Genomic DNA, 24297 nt, shown 5'->3' on the forward strand with positions numbered 1-24297 from the left:
CCCGTGAAGCGGCCGAGCAATGCCCTCCTTGGGGTCGCGATGGGCCTTCTCGTGCTTCTGATGTTCTCCTTTGCCTACGCGAACGTGCCGCTCTTCAAACTCTTTTGCGAGCGGTTCGGTCTGGGCGGGGCAGGGAAGGCGAGGATGAAAGGAGGATCCCCGCCGGTCATGTCGAGCACCACGGGGCCGATCGAGTCGCGGAACATCACGGTGACCTTGATGGGAATCTCGGCGAGCGGCCTTCCGATTCGGTTCCGCCCGTCCGTTCCCTCGGTCGTCACGAACCCCGGCAGACCGGTGCACCTCTCCTATGTGTTCACGAACATGAGCGACGACTCCGTCTTCTTCCGCGCGGTGCATTCGATCGTGCCGCAGAAAGCCGCGCGCGAGTTTCAGCTCATCCAGTGCTTCTGCTTCGAGGATCAGACGCTGGGGCCGCGCGAATCCCGCACGCTCCCGGTTTATTTCGCGCTCTCGCCCCGCATGCCGCCCGAGATCGAGGAGATGTCGCTCTCGTACACGCTTTTCCCGAGGGATCCGAAGAAGAAGCTGCCGGTGCCTGCGGCGGGGGCGAACTGAGGGAAGCAGGCTTCGGGGCCGCGCCTTAGGGCCCGCGGGCTACCGCGCGGCGCCGGAATAGATCGCGATGACGGCCCGAAGGAGCTTCAGGGCCTCCGGCTTTTTCCTCTGGAACGAGTTTCGGCCTATGATGGAGCCGAAGCCGCCGCCGTCGCGGATCGCGCGGGCCTCGTTCAACAACTCCTCGTCGTTTTCCTTCTTCGCGCCCCCCGAGAAGATCACGATGCGCCGTCCGTCGAACGAGGACTGCACCACGTGCCGCACCCGATCGGCCAGCGTCGCCACGGGGATCGCGTTTTTCTCGTAAGCTTTCCGCGCCTCCTCCTGTTCGATGTGCTCGGTTGGAAGCTTCACCTTGAGGATGTGGGCGCCGAGCTGGGCGGCGATGTGGGCGGCGTAGGCGACGACGTCGATGCCGGTCTCGCCCGCCTTGCTTATGCTGGACCCGCGCGGATAGCTCCAGATCACGACGGCGAGGCCGAATCGCTTGGCTTCCTCCGCCATCGCCCGGATCTGCTCGTACATTCTCTGGGCGTGGGCGGACCCCGGGTAGATCGTGAACCCGATCGCGCAGCAGCCAAGGCGGAGCGCGTCACTCACGCCGGCGGTTACCGCGGAGATCGGATCCTTTTCGTCGTGGAGGACGTCGTGATTATTCAATTTCAGAATGAGTGGGATCTCCCCCGCGAATTCCGCCGCCCCCGCCTCGATGAACCCGAGCGGGGCGGCATAGGCGTTGCACCCCGCCTCGATGGCCAGCTCGAAGTGGAATCGCGGATCGTATCCCGCGGGGTTCGAGGAGAAGGACCGTGCGGGGCCGTGCTCGAACCCTTGGTCCACCGGAAGAATGACGAGCCTTCCGGTGCCCGCGAGCGCGCCGTGGTTCAAGAGACGCGCGATGTTCGTCTTGGTCCCCGGGTTGTCGGAGCTGTACCAGGAGAGGATCTCTCGGACCCGCTCGGTGGAGCGGCGCGTCCCCGCCGCTTGCGCGGCGGACGCTTTCGGTGCCAGGACCGTCTCAGGATTCATCGGCGCCAGTATAGTCCGGCGATTCGACGAGGGGCAAGCCCTCTCAGGCTTCCGCGATCGCGGCGTAGCGGGCGGCGCCCAGGAGGGCCGTGCGCTCGTTTCGAATGACCCATACGGGGATCGAAGCGAGGAGCGGGCGCAGATGGTCCTTGTCCCGGAACGCCTCGAGGAAAATGTCCCAGTGGAGGGCCGGCAGGATCTTGGGCGCGATTCCTCCACCCAGGTAGATTCCGGCCCACGCCAGGGCGCGCAGGGCCAAGTTGCCGGCCTCGGCGCCGTAGACGCCCACGAAGAGCCGAAGCGCGTCCTCGCACGCGCGGCAGGCTCGCTCCATGCCGAGCCGGCTGACGTGGCCGGCCGGCCCGTCCTCGCCGCCTTCGGCGACATGCCGCGCCCACACCGCGGACTCCCCGCGCTCCTCGTGGAACAGCTCCGCCACCGCGGCAAGGCCCGGGCCCGAGAGAATCCGCTCGTAGCTCACGCGGCCATAGCGGGCGCGGAACGCGCGGAAGACGCGCAGCTCGTCGTCCGTGCGCGGCGCGAAATCGGCGTGTCCCGCTTCGGAGGGGACCGGAACAAGATCGCCTCGCACGCGCACCAGGATGGATTCGCCGAGCCCGGTGCCGGCCGCCACGAGAGCGGAGTTGCTCTCATCGTCGCGTTGCCCGGGCTGAATCGTCTCGAGCTCGTTCGGCTCGAGCGCCGCGAGCCCATAGCCGTTCGCCACGAGGTCGTTGATGAGATGGACGCGCTTCAGCTTGAGCTTCCGGGCGAGGTGCGCCGCCTCGATGGTCCACCCCAGGTGGGTCACGCGGGCGCGGTTTTTCACGACCGGCCCCGCGACGCCGAAGCAGGCCGCCGCGGCGTGGCCGGGGTGGCGGGAGCCGTAATCCTCGAGCAGCGCCTCGAGCGAGGGATATCCGTCGTTCCGGATGTGCTCCACCGCAAGCGGGGGACCGAGCCCCCCGTTGCGAAGCTCGAATTGGGCGACGTAGGTTTTGGTCCCGCCGACGTCGCCGGCCAGGATCACCGGCGCTCCTCTTCGAGCGCCTGCGCGGTGGTCCGGGGGAGGCGCCCCGCTGCGCCTCGGTCGAGAAGCCAAATCACCTCGCCGTTCGCGGGCGAAACGCGCGCGGCTGGGGTCGGCTCCTCACCCTCGCCGGGAGCGAGCGTCCGCTGGACCGCAATCGCCTTTTCCTTGCCCGCGACGAGAAAGACAATGCGGCGCGCGGCGTTCAGGAGCCTGTAGGTCACGGTGGCCCGCATTCCCTGGAGCGCCTCGATCCAGACCGCGACGACGAGGCGCGGCGGATCGTCCGGAATTCTCACGCCTGGGAAAAGAGAAGCCGTGTGCCCGTCTTCCCCCAGGCCCAGGTATACGAGATCGAAGGATGGATCGGCCGGGGGCGGGGCGGCGAAGCGCGCGCGGATGAGCGCCTCGTAGCGCCGGGCCGCCAGCTCGAGATCGGATGCCTCGCCCCGGATCCGGTATGTGCGGGGCGCCTGGAGCCCGAGCGGCTCGAGCAGCGTTCGGAACGCGAGGCCGGAATTCGATTCCGGATGATCCTGGGGAACCGGACGCTCGTCGCCGAAATAGCACTCGATGGAGTTCCAATCGATCCGGCTTCTCGTCGGCTCGGAAGCGAGGATCCGGTACAGGGGCTCCGGCGTCGTCCCGCCGGAAAGGAGGATGCGTCGCGGCCTCTCGGGCGTCGCTCCCGCGACCGCCGCAATCAGCTCCTCGGCGGCGACGCGGGCCACCTCATCCCGGTCCGCGAGGATCCGCACGTGCGCGTTGGAGTCTTTCATTCGACCTTCCACTCCTTCATCAGCCGTTCGGCCAGGCGGGACGCGCCTTCCAACGATCGGTTCGACGTGTGCCGATGGATCTCGCCCACGATGCACGCCGCGAATTCCCGGTAGTCGAAGGGCACCTCGGTCCGGCGGGCGCGCGGCGCGCGGGTCACGATCGTGGCGGTCGCCTCGCGCCCTTGGTGGGTGAATTCCAGATCCAGCGGATGGGGCTCCTCGGCCTGGATTCGAATACGCTCCAGCGCCCGGCCCTCTCCGCGCCGATCTCCGGTCATGGCGACGAGCACATCCCCCGACCCCGAACGAAACACGAGGCCCTTCGAGCTCGCCCCGGCGGGCGCCCAGGAGAGGCGCGACGCCAGCCATCCGGCGAGAAGCCACGCGGGGGGAGGAGGAAATCCCGAGCCCGCAAACCCGATCTCGACCCGCCGCACGGTCCCCAGGGCCGGAAGGTATTCCTTCGTGTCGAACACCTCGGCAAGGACCTGCCGCCAGGGGGTGAGCCGCGCCCAGGCGAGATCGTGGACCTTCCCGGAGCCTTTCCGCTCGATAAGATTCCACACGTCACGCTCTCTGCCCGGCTCCTTGAGGCAGCTGTCTTCCAGGATGAGGTCCGCCAAGTCCATCAGCTCCGAGACCCACGGGAGGTCTTGATCCGGATTGAAGTCGAGAAGCACCGTCGGAAGATCGCCGATGAGAAGGGACCGGATCGCGCTGGGGATCAGCGGAGTCGACGCGGGATCGGATTGAACGATGACCTGCTCGCAGCAAACGAGTCCTCCTCCACCTCCTTCGCGGCGGTGGCAGAGGGCCCCGATTCGCGCGCGGATGCCGGCCCCCCGGGGCGCGGACCCCGCCCCGATCGAGAAGAGCCTTGAAGGATGGCGGCGCGTGACGTCCACGAGGACCGGCATGAGCTTCGACTCGAGCCGGGGATCCAGCGGCACCACGAGGTTCGAGAGCGCCGCGCGGTAGATCGCGCCCGCCTGGGAGGGGGCGCTCTCCCCGGCGCGTTTCCACATCGTTCGCAGACCGCTTTCGATCGCCGTCGCGTCGAAGGGGCGGCTCCCGTCGGGGGCGTCGAGGAGATGTGTCTCAAACCGGTCGGAGGCGGGTGCGGAGGGCCCAGTCATAGCAGATACCAGTGATGGCGGTCTCGCCGGACCAATTCATCCGCCTCGGCCGGTCCCCAGGTTCCGGCCCGGTAGGTGAGGAGGGGAGGACCCTGGCCGGAGCTCCACGCGCCGAGGATCCCGTCCACGAATTCCCAGGCAAGCTCCACCTCGTCGCGCCTCGCGAACAGCGTCGAGTCGCCGAGATTGCAGTCGAGGAGAAGGCGTTCGTACGCGTCCGGCGGATCCTGGCCGAACGACGTGAGGTAGTAGAAATCCATCTGCACCGGGTCGATATGGAGGGACTGGCCCGGCGTCTTCGATCCGAACGAAAGCGAGATTCCCTCGTCGGGCTGGATCCTCAGGCGAAGAACGTTGGCCTCGAGCGCTTCGCATCCCGCCGAACGGAAGAGCGCGTACGGGGGATTGCGGAACACGATCGCGATCTCGGTCGCGCGCTTGGGAAGCCTCTTCCCGGTGCGCAGGTAGAAGGGCACGCCGGACCAGCGCCAGTTGTCCACTTTGATCCGGGCTGCCAGGAACGTTTCCGTTTGGGAGCGCGGATTCACGCCCGGCTCCTCGCGATACCCGGGAACCGGCGCGCCGCCCACGGCGCCGGCCACGTACTGCGCCCGGACGGTGTCGCGGGCGACGATCTCGGGTTTCATGGGCCGGATGGTGCGCAGCACCTTGGCCTTCTCATCCCGCACCGAATCCGCGTCGAATCGCGCGGGGGGCTCCATCGCCGTGAGCGTGAGGAGCTGCATCATGTGATTCTGGAAGATGTCCCTCGTAATCCCGGCGCTGTCGAAATAGGCCGCGCGGCCTTCGACCCCGACCGATTCCGCGACCGTGATCTGCACCTGCTCGACGTAGCGGTTGTTCCAGAGCGGCTCGAAGATTCCGTTCCCGAGGCGGAAGACCAGGATGTTCTGGACGGTCTCCTTGCCGAGGTAATGGTCGATGCGGTAGATCTGGCTTTCGTGAAATACCGTGTGGACGAGCGCGTTCAGCTCGCGCGCGGTTCTCAAATCGCGCCCGAAGGGCTTCTCGATGATCACGCGCGACCAGGGAGACGATACGTCGGAGCGCTTCGCGCGCCGGGCAAGGCCCGCCTCTCCGATGTTGCGCACCAGGGCGGCGTATTCCGAGGGAGGGGTCGCGAAATAGAAGAGGCGGTTTCCGGGGATCCCCCGTTTCTCATCGAGATCGTTCAGGAGGCGTCCCAGAGCGCGGAAGGCCTCCGGGTCCTCGAAGGCGCCCGGCTGATAGAAGAGGGAACCGGCGAAGCGCTGCCACCCAGGAGAGGAGCCGTCCGAGCCCGCGACGGTCCGGCGCATGTCCTCGCGGAACGCGTCCGAATCGAGGCGCCGGCGGGCGAAGCCCACGATCGGGGTCTGGGGATGCAGGAGCTTCTGCTTCGAGAGCCGGAAGAGCGCCGGGATGAGCTTTCGGTGCGTGAGGTCGCCCGTGGCGCCGAACACGACGATGCAACAGGGGTCGGCGGCCTTGAGGGTGACGCTCTCTTCGCGGAGGGGATTCGACGCCGCCTCGGAAGTCAGCGTGAGGCCACCGGGCGCGCTCACGTGGTCTTCACCGCGTGCCCGCCGAACTTGTGCCGCAGGGCGGCGAGCACCTTCGCCTGAAACGAATCACTCTGGCGCGACCGGAACCGTGACTGGAGGGCGAGCATCAGGACCGGAGCCGGCACGGCGCGCTCGATCGACTCCATCACGGTCCACCGGCCCTCGCCCGAATCCTCGACGTAGCCGCCGACGTGCTCGAGATTCGGATCGTCTTCGAACGCGCTCTCCGCAAGCTCGAGGAGCCAGGACCGGACGACGCTGCCGTGATTCCAGAGATCGGCGATCGACCGGAGGTCGAGCTTATAGGGCGAGGACTTCAGGAGCTCGAAGCCCTCGGCGTAGGCTTGCATCAAGCCGTACTCGATGCCGTTGTGGACCATCTTGGTGAAGTGCCCGGCGCCGCTTGCGCCGACCCGCGCGTAGCCGTCCTTCGGAGCCAGCGTCCGGAACAGCGGCTCGAGCCGCCTGCAGACGGCCTCCGGGCCTCCCACCATGAGACAGTAGCCGATGGTCAGTCCCCAAATGCCGCCGGAGGTGCCGGCGTCGATGAAATCGATCTTCCTCTCGCCGAGCCAGGACGCCCGGCGCACGGAATCCTTGTAATAGGAATTCCCGCCGTCGATGATCGCGTCCCCGGGCTTGAGCAGGGGGGCGACCTCCCGGATGACCTGCTCCGTCGCGTCTCCCGAAGGCACCATGGCCCAGACCGCGCGCGGGACGTCTCTAAGCTTCGAGACCAGGTCGGCGGGACTCGATGCGGCGATGGCCCCCTTGCCGGCCACCTCCTGAATCGCGTCGGCGGAATGGTTCCACGCCACGATCCGATGACCCCCATCGAGCAGGCGGAAGACCATGTTCTTGCCCATCCGCCCGAGCCCAATGAACCCGAGTTCCATCAGAGCCTCCCCTGGGGTTTGGATCAGCGGCGCTGGAGCAGCGCGACGGAGCGCTCGCGGATCACCTCCATCATGTCGTCGAAGGAGGCGGCGAAAGATTTGACGCCGTCCACGAGCAGACGCTCGCAGTGCGCTTGAAGCGAGATGCCCGCCTCGGCGAGCGCCTGCCGCGTGCGCCGCGCCGGTTCGATTTCCGGATCCAGTCGGTTGCCGGTCACCTTTCCGTGATCCAGGAAGGCGTCGAGGGTTTCGCGCGGCATGGTGTTGATCGTGTCGGGGCCGGCCAGCTCTTCCACATACTTCACGTCGGAGTAGCTGGGGTTCTTCGTGCCGGTGCTCGCCCAGAGCAGCCACTGCGGCTTGGCGCCGGCCCTGCGGCGGTCCTCGAAGTTCGGGCCGAAGAACTGCGCGCGGTATTCCTCCCAGACGTGGAGCGCGTTCGCCACGGCGGCCTTCCCACGGAGAGCGAGGAGGCGCTCCCTTTGGGCCGGGGGAGCGGACTTGGCCTTTTCCTCCAGCTCCCGGTCGACCGACGCGTCCAGCCGACTCACGAACAGGCTGCTGACCGAGTTCAGCCCCTGAAGCGAGAGGCCCGCTCCGATCCGCCGGTCGATGCCGCGCTTGTACGCTTCGGCCACCGTCACATACTGCGGGGCCGAGAACATGAGCGTCACGTTGATGCTCACCCCGTCCGCGATCAGCGCTTCGATCGCGGGGATTCCCGCGGGCGTGGCCGGCACCTTGACGAAGAGATTCGGGCGATCGACCTTCTTCCACAACCGCTTGGCCTCCGCGATCGTGGCCTCCGTGTCGTAGGCCAGGGACGGCGGCACTTCCAGGCTCACGTAGCCGTCCCGGCCCGTCCCGTTGCGGTAGGTCTCGGCGAGCAGGTCCGCCGTCCGGACGATGTCGCGGGCGGAAAGCTCGTCAAAGATTTCCTCCGCCGATTTTCCCGCGCCCGCCAGGCGGACGATCTCTTGGGGATAGGAATACTTGTCCCCCCCGATCGCCGCCTTGAAAATCGTCGGATTCGACGTGACGCCGTACACCACGCCGGCGCGGATCATCGACTCAAGCTCGCCCGATTGGATGAGCCCGTCGTTGATCGTATCCAGCCAGACGCTCTGGCCGAGCTCGTGGAGCGCGACGCAAGGGTTTTTCATCGGAGGTCCCTCACTCCGGGACTCAACTTCTCCTCTTCGTGGTGGCGAGCATCACCCTGCGTCCCTCGGGATCGACCGTGGTGACGACACGGTGCCCCCAGGGCATGTCCGCCGGAGGGCCCTCGAACTGGACCCCCTTCGCGGCAAGAGCGCTGTAGGCGCGGTCCACGTCCTTCACCATGAAATAGAGCGTCGGCTCCTTCGCGGGACTGGGCTCGCCCATGCCCTGCATCGGAGGCATGAACCCCACGCTGGACGAGTGACCGGTCTGCACGAAGAGGTAGTTCATCGTCGGGTCCTGCTCGAATCTCCGAAATCCCAAGAGATCGGTGTAGAAGCGCTTCACGTCGTCGAACCGGTGCGTCGTGTAGTCCATGTGCTGACTCAAGAGGCCGATCGCGCTCGGCGGAGATGCCGGAGCTTTGGCCGGCGACTTCGCGGCCGCTCTCTTCGCGGCCGGCTTCTTTCGCGCGGGCGCCCTCTTCTTCGCTGCCGATTTCTTCGAGGCTTTCTTGCGTGCGGGCATGACTTCCTCCTTTAGGTCTGACGCCGAGTTTCTTGCCGAAGGCAAATCATGCCGCAACGGAGACACGTGGGCAAGGGTGTCTGATTGACCTTCGCCGGGACAGGCCCATAAACTGCCGCCGGCGTCCCATGCCCCGCTCGACCGGAAAGGGGGAACCGTGACTTCGATCCGAATCGTCCTCGGCGCGGCGATCGCGCTTAGCCTCGCGGTGGCGGGCTGCGCGACCACCGGCCCGGGTGGAAAGAAAAGTGTCATCCTGATCGGCGAAACGGAGGAGCGGGACATCGGAGCGAAGATGGCCGCCCAGATCCGCGCCGAGAGGAAGATATCCTCGGACCGAGTCCTTACAGACTACGTGAATCGCACGGGCCAACATATTGTGAGATTGTCCGATCGCCCCGGGATCCCGTATCAGTTCTCGGTCATCGTGAGCAAGGACGTCAACGCCTTCGCGTTGCCCGGCGGCTACGTCTACGTCTACACCGGCCTGATGAAGCGCCTCGATACCCAGGCCCAGCTGGCCGGGGTCCTGGCCCACGAGATCAGTCACGTCGTCGCCCGCCACAGCGTGAAGCGCCTGCAGGAGGGCCTTGGTTTTCAGGCATTGAGCACCCTCGTCTTCGGGGGAGCCGGCCAGGCCACGAAGACGGTGGTGGGCGTGGGGCTCGGGCTCGTGATGCAGGGATACAGCCGCGACATGGAGGCGGAGGCGGATTCCTACGGGACCATGTACATGGCGCGGGCGGGGTTCAACCCCGAGGGAATGGCTCAAGTAATGGACAAGCTCAGCGCCCTAAGCGACGGGGGATACGGTTTTTGGGAGAACTTGGCCTCGGACCATCCGCCCGCGGCAAAACGAGCCGCGGCGGTCCGGACGGAGATCCGAGAGAAGGGCCTCGACGCGGGCTTGCCTTCCGATCCGGAGCCCTACCGCGTCGTGAAGTCGCGAATCCCGTAAGAAGGGATCAGGTTTGAGGGATCGCGACGAGCGCCCGCTCGACCGCCTGGGCAATGGTCGCGAGGCCCTGCGCGACGCTTCCGGCGATGTGAAGCCTGAGCGCGGGCTTCCCTCGGGCGTCGAGCGCCTGCAGATCGCCGAGCGCTTGGGCGAGCTTGAGCTTTCCGAATGTGATCCGGCTCCCGGGGATCGGGAGATCCTCGGGAGCCGAAGAGGTGATCTGCAGGAAGATGCCGGTTTTTGGTCCCCCCTTGTAGAGCTGCCCGATCGAGTGGAGAAACCGGGGTCCGTATCCTTGGAGCACGGGGATCCGGATCGCGTCGCGGATCTCACGGCGCAGCTGGGCGAACGCGCTCTCGGTTCCGGCGGTGCGCTCCACGTAGGCCAGGATCGCGAGATAGTCCCCCGATCGCTTGAGCGCGAGCAAGCGCCCGATGAGCATCTCGAGGCTGGGATGGCCGGGCGTGCGCGACGTGAGCCTATCCCAGAGCTTATCGGAGGCGTAGACTAGAATGTCCTCTTCCCGCGCCCGGGACTCTCCCTCGGGCGCGGCTCCGGTTTTCTCGATCTGGGCGAGGATCGTGGCTGTGTTGTCCTTGCTCTCCTGCACGTTCGGCTCGTCGAAAGGATCGATTCCCAGCACCGCTCCCGCGATCGCCGTCGCAACCTCCCAGCGGTAGAATTCCCCCGCCAGCTCGGCTCGGCGGGAAAGCCCGATTTCGATCCAGGGCGCTCCTGTCTGCCTTAGCTCGACGCCGAGCTGAACCAGCTCCGCGGCCGGCTCGGAGGCGAGCGTGAGGCACGCAAAGCAGCGGTCCTCGGAGTAATAGCGCGCGAACCCGGGCGGTTCTCCCTCCACGGGAACGATGCCGAGACCCTCCTTGCCGGTCGATTCGGCGACGAGCTGCTCGATCCAGTACCCGAGCGGGCGCAACGAGGGGACCGTGAGGAGCGTGAGCTTGTCCCGTCCGGCGCGTGCGGCGGCGCCGAGGAGCGCGCCCAAGCGAAGAGCGTCGTTTCGCGCGGGGTCCGGATCGCCGCACGCCTCGGCGGCCCGCGCGGCGCTCTCGGCGAATGCCTTGAGGTTGAGGCCCAAGAGCGCCGCCGGCACCATTCCGAAATAGGAAAGCGCGGAGTAGCGCCCGCCGATGTCGGCCGGATTCAAGAACACGCGCCGCATCCCCTCCTCGCTCGCGAGGCGGTCGAGCGCCGAGCCCGGGTCCGTGATCGCGGCGAAGCGCCGCGCCGGGTCCGCCACTCCGGTCTCCTCGAGGCGCGCTCGGAAGTAGCGGTAGTGGGAGAGCGTTTCGATCGTGCGTCCCGACTTGCTGGAGACGAGGAAGAACGTGCGATCGAGCCGGTGCGACGCTTCGGAGGCGCGGATCGCGGCGGGATCGGTGGAGTCCAGGACCTCGAGCGTCGGTGCCCCCGGGGACGGGGCCATGACTTCCGCGAGCACGTCGGCGGCGAGGCTCGAGCCGCCCATCCCCAGGAGAAGAACGCGGGTGAACCCTTCGGACCGTATCTCCGAGGCGAACGCGGTCAGCTCCCCGATCTTGGATTCCAGCCAACGCGGGGAGCTAAGCCATCCGAGGCGGTTCAGGATGATCTTCTGGTGCCCGGGGTCCTGCTTCCAGAGCGAGGCGTCGCGGCGGAGAAGGCGCGCGACCGCCTCCTCTCGCGCGAGCGACTCGAGAGTGGCGCGGTAGGCGGTCTCGAGTCCGCCCGGGAACTCATTGATGCTGGTGCGTGCGCTCATATTCGGTGATCTGGCCCACGCGCCGGGCGTGACGTCCACCGTCGAAGGGAGACTGGAACCAGGTGTCGAGAATCGGGACCAGGTCGCCGGCCGCGGTGAAGGCGGACGCGAGGACGAGAACGTTCGCGTCGTTGTGGCGCCGCGCGAGCTCGGCCATTTTGGGATTCAGACAGATCGTGGCGCGGATTCCGTCGACCTTGTTCGCCGCGATCGCGATGCCGTTGCCGGAGTCGCAGAGGAGCACTCCGCGCTCCACCTTTCCATCCCGCACGGCCTCGGCGACCCGGAACGCGTAGGGCGGATAGTCGGTCGATTCGGGGGAATGGGTCCCCATATCCTGTATAGCATGGCCGCGGCTTTCGAGGTGCTTCTTGACGCGCTCTTTCATCTCGAAGCCGGCGTGATCGGCTCCGATCGCGATGATCATGGCTTCTCCCGAGGCGTGTTCGACGTTGGAACAGGACCGCACGGCGAGGCTAGAGCATGGCATCGAAGCAGCGCAATAGCCGAGTTGACACGCGGGAGCTTACAGTGGAAACTGCGGGTCCATGACCATCGGTCAACCCAGTCCGCGCAGCACGGACGCACTGCGCGCCGAGCACCAGAAGATCCTAGCGAGCCTCTACGCAAGCGCCGAGAGACTGGAGAGGCTCCACGAGCAGACGACCCCGCAGCAGATGGCGATGGCGCGCGAAGTGCTCGATTTCGTGCGCCAGCAGGTCGCGCCGCACTCCCGCGCCGAAGAATACACGCTCTATCCAGCCGCCGATTGGGCCGCGGGAGAAGGCTCGCACGTGACCGAAATGTCTCGCTTCGAGCACCAGCTCGTGACCCGCCGCTGCGAGGCGCTCGACAAGGCGATCCAGGCGGGAGCGCCCGCGGGAAAGCTCATGCACCTCTGCTACGCGATTCTCGGGCTCATCGCCGCCCACTTCGTCGCGACCGAGGAAGTCCTCTTTCCCTACCTCGACAAGGCGTTCGACCCAGCCCGCTTCGAGAAGGAGGTCGTGACTCCGCTCCGGGTCGAGCGCGGCCAGAAACGCTAGTTCTTTCCCGCCAGCCACTCGTCGAAGGAGTGAAAATCGTAGTCGCGCCCCAGGAACGAATGCACCAGCTTCGCCGCCGGCGCCGATCCGCCGGCCGCCAGCACCGTATCGCGGTAGCGACGCGCGACCATGGGGTCGAGCAGGTTTGACTTGTCGAACTTGCTGAACATGTCCTTGGAGATCACGAGCGACCACATATAGGTGTAGTAGACGGCCGAGTACCCGTCGAGATGACCGAACGCCGCCTGGAAGTGCGTGTCGGGCATCGGCGGGTAGGGCGTGTACTTGGGCTCGAGGTCCCCGCGGATCCGGTCCGTGTCGATCTCACGAGGCGGCCGGTCGTAGTAGTGGAGCGAAATCGCCGAGTAGAGGTTCTGGTAGGCGATCGAGGTGGCGCGCCCGAACCAGTCCGCGCGCCGCATCCGTTCCACCATCTCGTTCGGGATGGGCTCGCCGGTCTGGTAGTGCTTGGCGAAGGTCTGGAGCACACCGGGATTCCAGCACCACTCCTCGAGCATCTGCGACGGCGCCTCGACGAAGTCCCACTCGGTGGCGATCCCCGAGATCGCCTCCCAGCGCTGATGTCCGCCGAAGATCGCGTGGAGCAGGTGACCGAACTCGTGGAAGAAGGTCACCACGTCGCCGTGCTCCATGAGGCCCGGGTCCCCCTCTTTCCCTCCGGGGAAGTTGCACACGAGCGCCGCTTCCGGGATCTGGACTCCGTCGACGCCGGTCCGGATGCCGAAATTCGCGGCATGGTTGTATTTCCCGGGCCGCGGATGGAGGTCCAGATAGAAGCGTCCGATCATGGTGCCGTTTTCCCACACTTCATAGGCTTCGACGCTCGGGTCCCAGACATCCGCGTTCGCGATCCGCTTGTAGGTGACGCCGAATAGCTTCGACGTGGAGCTCAGGACGCCCTGCTTCACCTCCTCGAAGGGGAAGTAGGGCCTCGCCTGCTGCGCGTCGAAGTTGTAATCGCGCTTCCGGATCAGCTCACCGTAGTAGCGGCGGTCCCACTGGTTCACGATCGTCGCCGCGGGCTCGTCGTCCCTCTTTCGCTTGAGATAGATTTCGTATTCCTCTTGCGCGCGCTTCAGGGTCAGCCCGCGCAGCCGCTCGATGAACGAGGCCACGTTCTTGTCACTCTCGATCATCTTGTCCCGCGTGGCGTACTCCGCCCAGGTCTTGAATCCGAGAAGCCGGGCCAGCTCGTAGCGCTTCGCGATCATCTTGTCGAGGACCGCCATGTTGCCGGGGTACGCCCGGTTCAAGAATTCGTGGAGGAGACGCCGACGCACCTCCCCGTTCTTGGCATAGCTCATCACCGGGAAGAAATCCGGGTACTCGATGCCGATCGTGATCTTGCCGTCCGGGCCAGGGGGGTGCGACTTGATGTAATCCTCGGGGAGGCCGTCCAGCTCGGCGGCGCTCGACAGCGTGATCGTGCGCGAGTCGTTCCGGATGTTCTTGTCGAAATCCTGCCCGATCGCGACCAGCTCCTCGCGGAGCGCCATGATTTTCTTCCGCGTCGCCTCGTCCTTGTCGACGCCGGAGAGCCGGAAATCGCGGAGGGTCTTGGCGACACAGTAGTGGGTGTTCTCGTCGGTGCCCTTGAGCTCGATCGCGGAGAGGGCATCGTAGACCGCGCGGTTGAGGCCCAGGTCGTTCAGGAACTTGCTCGCGATGCGGGTCTCCTCCTCGGCCACCGCCCGCACGGTGGAGTCGGGGTGGACCGACTCGATCAGATTCGCGGCGTACGCGGCATTGTCCCCGTGCAGCAGCGCTTCGTTGTAAGGCACGAGCGTGTTCTCGATCGTGCGCGGGCCCTTGGCCGCAAGCATGCGGTCGACCGCAGCCGCCGCGACTCTCAACTCGCCCTCCTCCGAGGTGCGAAATCCGCCCGAGTCGGGGCGCCCGGCCCAGAAGGGAGGCGCGACCGGGGTGGCCGACCCTGCCGCAAACGCGGCAACGGGTGGCTCGATCGCGGCCCCGAGCAAAGATCCGGTGAAGACGACCGCGGACAGAAACGGCAGGAATCGAAGCGTGGCGAAGCGCACAAATCCTCCTTGGAACACCGGACTCGTTGATTAGAAAGCCGCAGAACACTCCCGCGCAGGCTATGCTACCACAGCGATGACGCGGGACCGGAGCCTCCTTTACGCGGCCGCTTTTGCGCGCTCGACCGGCGTGGGAATGTCCGGCGTTCTGGTCGGCCTCTACGCCGCAGAGCTGGGGCTTTCGGCTCCCGGCGTGGGAGCGGTGATCTCGGCGGGGCTCCTCGGGGTCGCGCTCGGAACCCTGGCGGTCACCCTCTACGCCGAACGCCTCGGGCGGACACGCTGCCTGGCGGCGCTCGCGGTTCTGGCCGCCATCGGGACCGCCGGGTTCGCCCTCGCTCCCTCGGCCTGGATGCTCGCGCCCGCCGCGGCGCTCGGCATGGTCAACGGCATGGGACGAGACCGCGGAGCCGCCTTCTCTCTCGAGCAGGCGCTTCTCCCCGATCTGGCCGACGAACGCGGGAGAACAGGCGCCTTCGCCTGGTACAACGTCGTTCTGGATCTGGGGCACGCGACGGGAGCCCTCGCGGCGCTCCTGCCGAGCTTGGTTCGGCACGCCGGCCTCACGACGCTTGCGTCCTACCGCGTGGGATTCCTCGCCGTCGCGGGGCTCAGCCTGGCCGGTGCCGCGGCCTACCTAGGCTTGAGCGCCCATGCGCGGTCGCGGCGGGTCATGAAGCCCCCGCCGATCGATCCGGAATCGAAGCGCCGCATCGCCCGGCTCGCGGGGCTATTCGCCATGGACAGCCTCGGCGGCGGCTTTCTCACGACCGCGCTCCTCTCCTACTGGTTCTTCCGCCGATTCGGCCTGGGGACGGAGGCGCTGGCCCCGCTGTTTCTCCTCGCGCGGGTGGCCAACGGGCTCTCGCATCTCGCGGCCGCGTGGCTCGCGCGGCGCATCGGCCTCCTGCGCACCATGGTCTTCACGCACCTGCCCTCGAGCCTTCTCCTGCTCACGGTTCCGACCGCGCCGAGCTTCGCGGTCGCCGCGTTCCTCTTCATCCTGCGCGAGTGCCTCGTCGAGATGGACGTGCCCACGAGGCAGTCCTACGTGGTCGCGGTCGTCGGCCCCGGAGAGCGCGCGGCCGCGGCGGGGGCGACGAATCTCGTGCGCACCGCGGGCTGGGCCGTGGCGCCCGCGTTCGCCGGGGCCGCGATGCAGGGGCTCGCGCTCTGGTCGCCGCTCGCGGCGGGGGCCGCGCTCAAGATCGCCTACGACCTGGTTCTCTATCGAAGCTTCAGGAGGATCAAGCCGCCCGAGGAGCGCTCCGAAGCGCTCGCGACGGCCTGAGCGGGGTCAGCTCTCGCGGCGGACGTTGTAGACGGTCGGCGTGGCCTGAAACTGGCGCTTCGTCGCCTCCGATTCGAAGTAGAACGTGTGGTCCTGGAAATGGACCCGCGGCGAGCGCGGCGCGGGCTGGAACCGCGCCTGGGAGACCGGATCGGTGAGGGGCCCCGAGTAGCGGGTTGGATCCGAGAGAAAATGCTTCATGGCTTCCTTTCCCGAGAAGAAGTAGATCTCTTGGTTCAAGAAGACGCGAAGGCTCGGATCGTAGGACGCCACGCGGCCCGGGTACACCGGATCCCGCAGCGTCACGTGAAACTGTTTCAGGTATGGGGCGGGGTCTTCACCGAAGACCCGGGGGCAAGTGCGTCAGCAGAATCCTACGGGCTGCCGGTTCACGTATACCGGCGGGATGCCCGGGTTGAGCACGCCGTGCTTGACGGGGCATCGATCGTTGACGGAGAGCTGGGAGTCGTAGCGGACCTTCGCGTAGACCGGTTCCGGGCGGATCGGCCGCGCCACGCCCGGCCTTGGCGGTGGGGCGCTCCGAGGCGCCGCCACGGGCGCGGCGAAAGCCGATGCCGCGAGCGCGGATGCGGCCAGCGCGATCAGAAGGAATCGCATAATACCAACAGTATGCCACGCACGCACGGGGTCCCCAAATAGGGTATTCTCTCCGGCATGAACGACCGCCCCCGCGCGCCCGAGCTGCCCGCCGGCTTCGCGTGGCTGAACACCGACCGACCCCTCACATTCGCGAACGAGCTTCGGGGGCAGGTCGTGCTGCTCGATTTCTGGACCTACTGCTGCATCAACTGCATGCACGTTCTCCCCGACCTCGCCTACTTGGAGCGGAAATACCGCGATCAGCCCTTTCTCGTGATCGGCGTCCACAGCGCCAAGTTCACGAACGAGGGACAGCGCCAAACCGTCCGCGCCGCGGTGGGTCGCTACGAGATCGAGCACCCGGTGATCATCGACGAGAACATGCGGATCTGGAACGAGTTCACCGTGCGCTCGTGGCCCACCCTGGTCTTGGTCGGGGCCGATCGCAGGATCATCGGCGGCGTGGCGGGAGAAGGGAACCGAAACTCCCTCGGGGCCGCGATCGCGACCGCGCTCGAGGAGGCGCGCGCGAAGGGCATCCTGGCGGCCGCTCCGCTGCGTCTTGCGCGGGAGCGGTCGGTCCGGGCGGCCTCGGGGCTCGCCTTCCCGGGGAAGGTTCTCGCGGACTCTGCGGGGGGCCGCCTCTTCGTCGCGGACTCGAACCACAACCGCATCGTGGTCGCGACGCTCCCCGACGCGGAAGGGCGATCGCGGCTGATCCGCACCGTGGGCCACGGCCGCGTGGGCCGCGAGGACGGTCCGGCCGAGAGCGCGGGCTTCCATCATCCGCAGGGGCTCGCGCTCTCGGGCGAGACGCTCTACGTCGCCGACACCGAGAACCATCTGATCCGCGCCGTGGATCTCGCGTCGTGGACGGTGACGACCGTGGCGGGGACCGGCGTGCAGGGCTTCGACCGCTCCGGCGGCAATCTGGGAACGAAGCAGGCGTTGAATTCCCCTTGGGACCTCGCGATGGAGGGGAGCACGCTCTACATCGCGATGGCGGGCCCGCATCAGCTCTGGCGGCTCGATCTCCCGATGGGTCTCTGTCGCGCGTTCGTGGGAAGCGGCCGGGAGAACATCGTGGACGGGCCGGTCGAAGACGCCGCGCTCGCGCAGCCCTCGGGGCTCGCGCTCCTCGGAAACCACCTCTACTTCGCGGATTCGGAGGTGAGCGCGGTGCGTCGGGTCGATCTGGCGGCGGAGCGGGTCGAGACCCTGATCGGACGGGGCTTGTTCGATTTCGGTGATCGCGACGGCGATTTCGCCTCGGCGCGCTTCCAGCATCTCCTCGGGGTCGCGGCCTGGAGAAAGCGGATCCTCGTCGCGGACACCTATAATCACAAGATCAAGGAGATCGACGTCGAGGGGCGCGCGGTGCGGACGATTGCCGGGGACGGACGGCCCGGCACGGAGCGCGAGGGGCGGCTGGCGCTCTTCGAGCCGGGCGGGCTCCACGCGGCTGAGGACGTGCTCTACGTTGCCGATACGAATAACCACCGCGTCGTGCGCCTTTCATTGATCGATGCAGGGTGGCGCGAGGTCGTGATCGAGGGTCTGGAGGCTCCCGATTCGATGGAAGCGGACGCGGCTCCGGCGGGCGCGCCGGCATTCTTGACGACCGCGCGGCTCCGCGCGGGGGAGGCAACCGCCTGGCGGGTTGCGGTGAATCTTCCCGAGGGAGCCCACGTGAGCGAGGAGGCGCCCGCGAGCATCCGCGTCGCGCGCGGCCGAGAGGTCATGCTCCAGCGCACGATCCTGGGCGCCACATGGCCGCTCGCGTTCGAGCTGCCGGCGCAGCCGGAAGGGGCCGCCGATCTTCACGTCGAGGTTTCGTTTGCCTACTGCAACGAAGGACAGGGAGTCTGCGTTCCCGCGAATTCAAGCTGGCGGGTTCCCGTGACATTCGACCGCAACGGGGAAGCCTCCGCCGAACTAGTAGCCGCGGTCTCCTGATCGGAGACCCGCCATGCCGCGCTTCGTAGCCGAGATGCTCCACGCGGGTCAGGTTCTCCTGATCCCCATCCTCGTACTCTGCAACGCGTTTTTCGTCGCGGCGGAATTTTCGCTCGTCACCGTGCGCCGGACCCGCCTCGAGGAGCTGGCGTCGAAGCGCGCTCCGGGCGTGGCGCTCGCCATGCTCGCGCTCGACCGCCTTGACCACATGCTCGCGGCGACCCAGCTCGGAATCACGATGGCGAGCCTCGCCCTGGGGTGGATCGGGGAGCCGGGCCTCGCGCACTTCATCGAGCCCTGGTTCCGGTTCCTTCCGGCAGGGTGGGGACCTTATGCCTCGCATACCGTCGCGACGATCGTCGCCTTCGGCGGCATCACCTTCATCCATATCGTCGCGGGCGAGCTCGCCCCTCGAACGGTCGCGATCCGCATCCCCGACGCTGTGGTCCGGACCCTCGCCGGTCCTCTGCTCGCCTTCGAGCGTGCGGGCCGGCCTTTCATCCGACTCACGAACTGGGCCGGAATGAGCCTGGTCCGGGTCATGGGGTTCGCGCCCGCATCGCACGCCCAGCACGTGCACTCCGTCGAGGAGCTGCAGCTCCTGGTGGAGGACGTCTCCGAGGCGGGACGAATGAGCGCCGAGCACGCCGAGCTCTTGAAGAACGCCTTCAGGCTCCCCGCGAAGAAGGTGGGGGAGGCCATGGTGCCCTTGAAGGACGCCGCCATGCTCGACGTGCGTTCGACACCCGAGCAGATCCTGAACGCGGTGCAGGAGAGCGTGCACACTCGGTTCCCGGTCTACGACGGCGAACGCACCCGGATCGTCGGCATCGTGAACGCCAAGGACCTTTTCTACATCTATTCCACGAGCGGCCTGATCCAGCTCGCCGACGCGATGTACCCGGCCACGTGGGCTCCCACCGACCGCTCCATCGCGGAGCAGCTCAAGGAATTTCGAAAGATCCGGCGCCAAATGGCTATCGTGGTGGACCTTGCCGGACAACCGATCGGGCTCATCACGCTCGAGGACATCATCGAGGAGCTGGTCGGCGACATCGAAGACGAGCACGACGTGCGTGGCGTCCGCGAGGCGGTGGAAGCCGCCGCGGCGATGCGATCCCTTCCGCAAGAAGGACGTGCCGCGAGGTGGGCGTGGGGGCAGCGCCGGGAGCGGTAGGGGGCGCGGGAATCAGCCCGGGTGGCGGAATGGCAGACGCAGGGGACTTAAAATCCCCTGGGGGGTAACCCCCATGCAGGTTCGAGCCCTGCCCCGGGCATTGGGTTACGGGATCGTGGCCCAGCGGCCGATTGCCAAAAGGTAACCAAACGGTAACCAAAGCGCCTCGGGCCTGGAAACTGACTCCCTGACTCCCCGCGTCGGAGCGCACCTAGTCCCAAAATGTACGGTTGACGTACATTTTGACCTAACGTATCCTATGCGTAGGCCGATAGGATGACTAAGGATGACGCCAAGGAGATACTTGCTGAGATCTGGCGTGGTGAGCGGCCACTCTATCGGACCAAACACATTTGGACTCGGGTGGAAGGACGTGGGTATTCAGTCTTGGACGTGTATACGGTCCTCAGCAACGGCAGTATGGAGGGTGGGCCAAAGTACAACACCGAGTACCGGAACCACGTGGTTCGCGTGCGCGGGAAGTCAGGCGATGGACAGGACACTCGGATAGCCATCTCACTCTACCGGGTGGGCCCCTGTTGGTTGCTGTCCATCATGCCAGTGAAGCCAGTAGCCAGAAGGAAGAAACGAGGCAAAGGAACAAAACGGGGCAAACGATGATGAATGAGTGTCCGATGTGTGCAAACAAAGTCGAGACCCGCAGCGTCCCGAAGTACCACTATCGGGAGTCGGGCCTGGACAACATATGGCTGGAAGGCGGGGTAATTGAGACGATCTGCCCTGCGTGCAAGCATAGACTGGTTGCTGTCCTCAAGGAGCAACAGCTACTTCAGCTCATCGCGCGCGACCTCCTTATGCGCCCGGGTTTTCTCACGGGTAAGGAGATCCGATATCTACGGAAGGCTTGCGGGCTGACTCAAGCAGAGCTTGCCGAACAGCTCCATCTTGATCGCCGAGAGACGGTAGCGGAGTGGGAGGGTCAAGAGGAGGCCAAGCGCGCGCAAGGCTGGGAATACGCGCTACGGGCTGTGTTGCTTGAGTCATTTGAGGCAACGCTCTCAAAGGACAATCACCTCTCCAGCGCTCAGGACGCGGAGCTGACCAAATTCAGGGAGGCGTTCGCGGCAGCCTATAGCGAGTTTTTCGCCAAGCAGAAGAAGCCGCCCAAAGTTCTACGGTTCACAAAGAGGCGGGACTGGCAGAGGCCCGCTCCTGGGAGGAAAGCAGCATGAGAGATTCGCCTGTACTAACCCCCACGCTCAAAGCGGTCGCTGACGACCGCGCAGGCAGGGATCCGCTTTATTTGAGCACCGAGACCTTTCCGACGACCTCTCCTCCACGGGTGTCGATCCGATAGAAGTAGAACCCGGAAGCCAGCCGCCCGCCGTGCTCGTCCCGCCCGTCGATCCTCACGTCGTGATAGCCCACGGGAGCATCCGGCTCCTCGAGGAGGGAACGGATCATGCGACCGTTCAGGTCAAAGAGACGAACCCGCAGGGGGCCACGATCCGTTGTGACGAAGGTGAGGACGGCCTCGGGATTGAGAGGATTCGGGGAGACCCAAGCGGCGAGCTTCCCGGCTCCCGCGTGGACCAGGACGTCCATTTGGGCGCGGAAGATCTCGCCCGTGGAGAGGCGCCCTTCGAGGGTGATCGTGACCGGAGTGTTTCCGCGGAGATCGCTGAAGAGAAGGCGCAGATCCTCCTTCCGGAAGCAGGCCGCAATCTCCTGAACCCCGTTTCCGTCGCGGTCGCCCCCAGCCGCGACCTCGCTCGCCCCGATCTCCTCGACAGAGCCTGTATTGTGGGACTTCATCACGATGGAGGTGACGTCCACGGTCCCGAGGCGGAACGACCCTCCGACGGGCTCGAGGTTCACGCACCGGTGCTCCTTCCCTCCGCCCAACCGGATGCCGCCCTTCCCGTCCGTGGTAAACGCACGCGCTTGGCACACGGTAACGACACTGGCGGCGGTGACCGTGATCTTGGTCGTCGCCGAAGCCGACAGCACGTTTGCCGCCGTGAAGGTTACGAAGTAGGAGGTCGGGCGCGAATCATCGAAGCCCGGCGTCCACCGGAACACGCCCCCTGTATCGGAGGACCCCGGCGTGCACGTGGCCTTGTTCCCGACCGGAAGCCCGGAGAAATCGGCGGTCAGGCTGGAGATGGCCGGGCCATCCGGGTCGTTCGCGCTGATGCTGAAGGTGATCTCCGAGCCCTCCGCTCCGGAGACCACCTTCGGTGCGGTCACAACAGGGGGATGATCGCGCGGCGGGGCGCAATGATTCAGAAGGGTCGTGACGCTGCCTGTGCTATTCGCAACCGCGAGATCGCTCCGAAGATCGCCGTCAAAGTCTCCCGAGACGATCCCGTAGGGTGCGCCCCCCGCCGGAACGTCCGTGCGGGAGCCAAAGGCCCCGGAGCCGTCTCCCAGAAGGACCGAGACGCTGCTGGACTCCAGATTCGTGGCCAGATTTGTGATTGCGAGATCGAGATGGTTGTCGCCGTTCACGTCCAGGATGGCGATCTGGCTGGGTCCGGCGCGGGTCGTGAAATTTCGCCTCGGGCCCAACGTGCCGTTACCAACCCCGAGGAACACGGAGACATAGTTCGAGCGGGCGCTCGTCACCGCGATGTCAACTTTGCCATCCTCGTTCAGGTCCGCGGCAGCAACCGCTCGCGGATAGGCGCCGACGGCATAGTCTGTTCCCGAGCCGTACCCCCCCGAACCATTGTTCAGAAAGACCGTAATTTTCGGCTCCGAGTAGTATTCCTCAGGGTGGACCACGACCAGGTCGGGCGCACCGTCGCCGTTCAAATCGGGCGCAGCGAGGTCGGACCCTGGGAACGACGGGTCGTCGTGCGAGGTATATGTCAAGACGAAGGACCCGTCGCCTACTCCATAAAGGACCCCGTACTGTCCGTTCGCCGTCACGAGATCGATCTTGCCGTCGCGGTTCACATCCACCGCGGCGATGGAATTGGGCGCGGAGGCACCTACGCGGAAATTCTGCTTAGGTCCGAACCCTCCGGTGCCGTCCCCGAGAAAGACCGAGACGTTATTCGACATGTAATTCGAGATCGCGACGTCCAGAATCCCGTCCCGGTTGAAATCGGCGATCGCCCCAGAAGCGGGCCATCTCTCGGCAATCAGATCGGTGGATTCTCCAAATGTGCCGTCCCCCGCACCCAATGCCGCGATGACCTGTCCGGGCTCCGCAAACTCGGCGACCAAGTCCAGCACCCCATCCCCGTTCAGGTCCGCCGTCTGGACCTCCATCGTGGATTGGAACGGAGGCGTCAGATCCCTGAAGGTGAATGTGGTCGTTAGGGGGATGAAAGCGCTCGCCCCGCAGGGGGGCGGGAAATCCCCGGCAAGCACATTGACCGTGAAGGACTTCGTGTCGGCCAACCCCTCCCAATCATCCGTCGCCCGGATCGTGGCGGTCGCCGACCCCAGGTCGCCCGCCCCGGGACTAGCTTGAATGATTGCGGTTGCTCTATACGGGAAATGAGAGACCGTCACGTACTCCGGACCCGATACTTTTGTGATGCTCACGCGATCGCCGTCGGGGTCGGTAGCGGTAACCTTCTGCTCCACCACTTCGCCGAGCAAGACCGTCATGTCGGCCGGCTGGCTGAGGATCGGCGCGCTGTTCGGAATAGGGTGGACGACAATCGTGAACCAACTCTGCGCCTGAAGGACTCCGTCGCTGGCGGCGACCGCGGCACGGTGGCCCTTCCAGTTCTCGGGGGACACGGTCAGGTGGATGTTCCCGCTTGCGAAGCCCAACCCCCGACTGACCGTGGAGACGGTCATCCAGGCAGGCCCGAAGGCCTTCGAAAGGATAATCGAGTCTCCCTCGACGTCGCTTGCGAATACCGAACGGTCGACAGTCGACCCCGGGGTCACGAAGAGCGTGTCGATGGGCTCGATCTGCGGAGCCGTGTTCGCCCGGATCGTAATCGAGAAGGACCTCTGATCCATCAGCTGCCCGTCGCTCGCCCCGACCGTGGCCGTGGTCGATCCGCTATCCCGGGTCGTCGTAGCCAGATGAACGACACCCATCGCCCCACTCCCCGCGGCTTCGATCGTCTGCACCAACATGTAGGCAGGGCCGGATACCTTGACAAAGGATAGAAGATCCCCGTCGGGATCGGTCGCCGTCAGCTCCTGATCGAGAGTCTGGCCCGCTCGCCCGCTCATCGGTGACGGTTGCGCCAGGACCGGCGGTCTGTCGGGGCCGGTCACGGTGATCTCCAGCATCGCGGCATAGGCGAAGATCCCGTCGCTCACCGAGATCCCGCCGTTTACGACGCCCTGGTCGGCAAACGAGGGCGCGAGATGCACATTCCCTGTCGCGGAGCCCCTGCCCGGATCGATTGTGGTTACGGTCATGAACGCCGGGCCGAACGACTTCGAAAACGTGATTGGGTCTCCGTCCCCGTCCGTCGCGTAGAGGTACTGGTCCGCGGTCGTCCCTTGCGGGAGGGACATCGGCGCGGGCGCGGTCAGGACCGGCGCGACGCCGCTCACGGATCGGGCGCGTTCCGAGGGACTCTGCGCGAGCGTAACCTCGTTCGCTCGATCCGCGGTGGACGGTGCCGCGTCCGAATTCGTGGCCCCTGCGAGGAGGAAGAGCAAAAGAATAGCCAGGACGACCGGAATTCGGGCGTACATCGGACGACCCTCCCATGAAGACTCGATGCGCCGCAGAAACTCCTTTAAGGGTATACCCGTTCGGGCCGGCGGTTGCGTCTGAAGTGGCAGTCAGCTTGATTTCGAG

21 protein-coding genes and 1 tRNA gene are annotated in these 24297 nt (G+C 66.2%); 8 read left to right on the forward strand and 14 right to left on the reverse strand.

The window, feature by feature from the left end; genetic code table 11:
* The first annotated feature begins 3 nt into the window (after positions 1 to 3).
* Positions 4 to 579, forward strand: coding sequence for a hypothetical protein (locus E6K76_02915; GenBank protein TMQ60085.1), 576 nt, complete (start codon positions 4 to 6; stop codon positions 577 to 579).
* 39 nt (positions 580 to 618) lie between these two features.
* On the opposite strand, the gene E6K76_02920 is transcribed toward E6K76_02915, so the two are convergent.
* From E6K76_02920 to E6K76_02955, 8 genes are read right to left on the reverse strand one after another with little or no spacing between them, the layout of a single operon-like run.
* Positions 619 to 1608, reverse strand: a complete 990-nt coding sequence (locus tag E6K76_02920; protein ID TMQ60086.1) for a class I fructose-bisphosphate aldolase — start codon at positions 1606 to 1608, stop codon at positions 619 to 621.
* 43 nt (positions 1609 to 1651) lie between these two features.
* A complete protein-coding gene (gene glk, locus E6K76_02925) occupies positions 1652 to 2710 on the reverse strand; it encodes a glucokinase (protein TMQ60087.1) in 1059 nt (352 codons plus the stop codon).
* Complete coding sequence (pgl, locus tag E6K76_02930) at positions 2635 to 3417, reverse strand: 6-phosphogluconolactonase (GenBank protein ID TMQ60088.1); 783 nt, start codon at positions 3415 to 3417, stop codon at positions 2635 to 2637. Before pgl ends, glk begins: the two co-directional genes overlap by 76 nt.
* On the reverse strand, positions 3414 to 4553 hold the full coding sequence (locus tag E6K76_02935) for a hypothetical protein (GenBank protein TMQ60089.1): 1140 nt from the start codon (positions 4551 to 4553) through the stop codon (positions 3414 to 3416). The genes pgl and E6K76_02935 overlap by 4 nt, the downstream gene beginning before the upstream one ends.
* A complete protein-coding gene (gene zwf / locus E6K76_02940; protein ID TMQ60117.1) occupies positions 4550 to 6094 on the reverse strand; it encodes a glucose-6-phosphate dehydrogenase in 1545 nt (514 codons plus the stop codon). The genes E6K76_02935 and zwf overlap by 4 nt, the downstream gene beginning before the upstream one ends.
* Before the next feature lie 20 nt (positions 6095 to 6114).
* Positions 6115 to 7014 (reverse strand): decarboxylating 6-phosphogluconate dehydrogenase, encoded by a 900-nt coding sequence (gene gnd / locus E6K76_02945; protein ID TMQ60090.1) that lies wholly within the window; start codon positions 7012 to 7014, stop codon positions 6115 to 6117.
* A 23-nt stretch (positions 7015 to 7037) separates the two neighbouring features.
* Positions 7038 to 8177 (reverse strand): transaldolase, encoded by a 1140-nt coding sequence (gene tal, locus E6K76_02950; GenBank protein TMQ60091.1) that lies wholly within the window; start codon positions 8175 to 8177, stop codon positions 7038 to 7040.
* 22 nt (positions 8178 to 8199) lie between these two features.
* Positions 8200 to 8988, reverse strand: a complete 789-nt coding sequence (locus E6K76_02955) for a hypothetical protein (protein TMQ60092.1) — start codon at positions 8986 to 8988, stop codon at positions 8200 to 8202.
* Positions 8989 to 8998: 10 nt separating this feature from the next.
* Between E6K76_02955 and E6K76_02960 the strand changes: the two genes are divergently transcribed.
* Entirely contained in the window at positions 8999 to 9661 is a 663-nt protein-coding gene (locus E6K76_02960; GenBank protein TMQ60093.1) for a hypothetical protein, read from the forward strand.
* A gap of 7 nt (positions 9662 to 9668) precedes the next feature.
* Here E6K76_02960 and E6K76_02965 read toward each other — a convergent pair whose 3' ends face one another.
* Together E6K76_02965 and rpiB are read right to left on the reverse strand one after the other, a co-directional pair.
* Positions 9669 to 11420: a hypothetical protein gene (locus E6K76_02965; protein ID TMQ60094.1), complete on the reverse strand. Its 1752-nt coding sequence runs from the start codon at positions 11418 to 11420 to the stop codon at positions 9669 to 9671.
* Positions 11395 to 11847, reverse strand: a complete 453-nt coding sequence (gene rpiB / locus E6K76_02970) for a ribose 5-phosphate isomerase B (GenBank protein ID TMQ60095.1) — start codon at positions 11845 to 11847, stop codon at positions 11395 to 11397. The genes E6K76_02965 and rpiB overlap by 26 nt, the downstream gene beginning before the upstream one ends.
* Before the next feature lie 121 nt (positions 11848 to 11968).
* Between rpiB and E6K76_02975 the strand changes: the two genes are divergently transcribed.
* The gene (locus tag E6K76_02975) at positions 11969 to 12466 is read left to right on the forward strand and encodes a hemerythrin domain-containing protein (GenBank protein ID TMQ60096.1); all 498 of its coding nucleotides are present in this window, start codon (positions 11969 to 11971) and stop codon (positions 12464 to 12466) included.
* Here the strand turns inward: E6K76_02975 and E6K76_02980 are convergent.
* Positions 12463 to 14526 carry a Zn-dependent oligopeptidase gene (locus tag E6K76_02980; protein TMQ60097.1) on the reverse strand — a complete coding sequence of 688 codons (2064 nt, stop codon included), beginning with the start codon at positions 14524 to 14526 and terminating at the stop codon, positions 12463 to 12465. The two genes, E6K76_02975 and E6K76_02980, sit on opposite strands and share 4 nt — an antisense overlap.
* 76 nt (positions 14527 to 14602) lie before the next feature.
* On the opposite strand from E6K76_02980, the gene E6K76_02985 reads away from it, so the two are divergent.
* Entirely contained in the window at positions 14603 to 15817 is a 1215-nt protein-coding gene (locus tag E6K76_02985) for an MFS transporter (protein TMQ60098.1), read from the forward strand.
* A 6-nt stretch (positions 15818 to 15823) separates the two neighbouring features.
* Here the strand turns inward: E6K76_02985 and E6K76_02990 are convergent, their stop codons facing one another.
* Together E6K76_02990 and E6K76_02995 are read right to left on the reverse strand one after the other, a co-directional pair.
* Positions 15824 to 16123: a hypothetical protein gene (locus E6K76_02990; protein ID TMQ60099.1), complete on the reverse strand. Its 300-nt coding sequence runs from the start codon at positions 16121 to 16123 to the stop codon at positions 15824 to 15826.
* A 57-nt stretch (positions 16124 to 16180) separates the two neighbouring features.
* Complete coding sequence (locus E6K76_02995; GenBank protein ID TMQ60100.1) at positions 16181 to 16435, reverse strand: hypothetical protein; 255 nt, start codon at positions 16433 to 16435, stop codon at positions 16181 to 16183.
* A 57-nt stretch (positions 16436 to 16492) separates the two neighbouring features.
* Between E6K76_02995 and E6K76_03000 the strand changes: the two genes are divergently transcribed.
* The 4 genes from E6K76_03000 (at position 16493) to E6K76_03015 (ending at position 20743) form a co-directional block, all read left to right on the forward strand.
* Entirely contained in the window at positions 16493 to 18373 is a 1881-nt protein-coding gene (locus tag E6K76_03000; GenBank protein TMQ60101.1) for a hypothetical protein, read from the forward strand.
* 13 nt (positions 18374 to 18386) lie between these two features.
* Positions 18387 to 19550 carry an HlyC/CorC family transporter gene (locus tag E6K76_03005; protein TMQ60102.1) on the forward strand — a complete coding sequence of 388 codons (1164 nt, stop codon included), beginning with the start codon at positions 18387 to 18389 and terminating at the stop codon, positions 19548 to 19550.
* Positions 19551 to 19565: 15 nt separating this feature from the next.
* Positions 19566 to 19650, forward strand: a tRNA-Leu gene (locus E6K76_03010).
* 535 nt (positions 19651 to 20185) lie between these two features.
* Positions 20186 to 20743, forward strand: a complete 558-nt coding sequence (locus E6K76_03015; protein TMQ60103.1) for a hypothetical protein — start codon at positions 20186 to 20188, stop codon at positions 20741 to 20743.
* A 67-nt stretch (positions 20744 to 20810) separates the two neighbouring features.
* Here E6K76_03015 and E6K76_03020 read toward each other — a convergent pair whose 3' ends face one another.
* Positions 20811 to 24191 carry a hypothetical protein gene (locus E6K76_03020; protein TMQ60104.1) on the reverse strand — a complete coding sequence of 1127 codons (3381 nt, stop codon included), beginning with the start codon at positions 24189 to 24191 and terminating at the stop codon, positions 20811 to 20813.
* Between the last annotated feature and the right edge of the window lie 106 nt (positions 24192 to 24297).

It is taken from the genome of Candidatus Eisenbacteria bacterium (genome assembly GCA_005893275.1).
Classification (GTDB): domain Bacteria; phylum Eisenbacteria; class RBG-16-71-46; order SZUA-252; family SZUA-252; genus WS-7.

Excerpts from the sequence above, each read along its gene's own strand:
- E6K76_02920 (TMQ60086.1), bottom strand. The coding sequence starts at position 1,608 with ATGAATCCTGAGACGGTCCTGGCACCGAAAGCGTCCGCCGCGCAAGCG.
- pgl (TMQ60088.1), bottom strand. The coding sequence starts at position 3,417 with ATGAAAGACTCCAACGCGCACGTGCGGATCCTCGCGGACCGGGATGAG.
- E6K76_02935 (TMQ60089.1), bottom strand. The coding sequence starts at position 4,553 with ATGACTGGGCCCTCCGCACCCGCCTCCGACCGGTTTGAGACACATCTC.
- gnd (TMQ60090.1), bottom strand. The coding sequence starts at position 7,014 with ATGGAACTCGGGTTCATTGGGCTCGGGCGGATGGGCAAGAACATGGTC.
- tal (TMQ60091.1), bottom strand. The coding sequence starts at position 8,177 with ATGAAAAACCCTTGCGTCGCGCTCCACGAGCTCGGCCAGAGCGTCTGG.
- E6K76_02955 (TMQ60092.1), bottom strand. The coding sequence starts at position 8,988 with ATGTCCCGCTCCTCCGTTTCGCCGATCAGGATGACACTTTTCTTTCCA.
- E6K76_02960 (TMQ60093.1), top strand. The coding sequence starts at position 8,999 with ATGGCCGCCCAGATCCGCGCCGAGAGGAAGATATCCTCGGACCGAGTC.
- E6K76_02965 (TMQ60094.1), bottom strand. The coding sequence starts at position 11,420 with ATGAGCGCACGCACCAGCATCAATGAGTTCCCGGGCGGACTCGAGACC.
- rpiB (TMQ60095.1), bottom strand. The coding sequence starts at position 11,847 with ATGATCATCGCGATCGGAGCCGATCACGCCGGCTTCGAGATGAAAGAG.
- E6K76_02975 (TMQ60096.1), top strand. The coding sequence starts at position 11,969 with ATGACCATCGGTCAACCCAGTCCGCGCAGCACGGACGCACTGCGCGCC.
- E6K76_02985 (TMQ60098.1), top strand. The coding sequence starts at position 14,603 with ATGACGCGGGACCGGAGCCTCCTTTACGCGGCCGCTTTTGCGCGCTCG.
- E6K76_02995 (TMQ60100.1), bottom strand. The coding sequence starts at position 16,435 with ATGCGATTCCTTCTGATCGCGCTGGCCGCATCCGCGCTCGCGGCATCG.
- E6K76_03000 (TMQ60101.1), top strand. The coding sequence starts at position 16,493 with ATGAACGACCGCCCCCGCGCGCCCGAGCTGCCCGCCGGCTTCGCGTGG.
- E6K76_03005 (TMQ60102.1), top strand. The coding sequence starts at position 18,387 with ATGCCGCGCTTCGTAGCCGAGATGCTCCACGCGGGTCAGGTTCTCCTG.
- E6K76_03015 (TMQ60103.1), top strand. The coding sequence starts at position 20,186 with ATGTGTGCAAACAAAGTCGAGACCCGCAGCGTCCCGAAGTACCACTAT.
- E6K76_03020 (TMQ60104.1), bottom strand. The coding sequence starts at position 24,191 with ATGTACGCCCGAATTCCGGTCGTCCTGGCTATTCTTTTGCTCTTCCTC.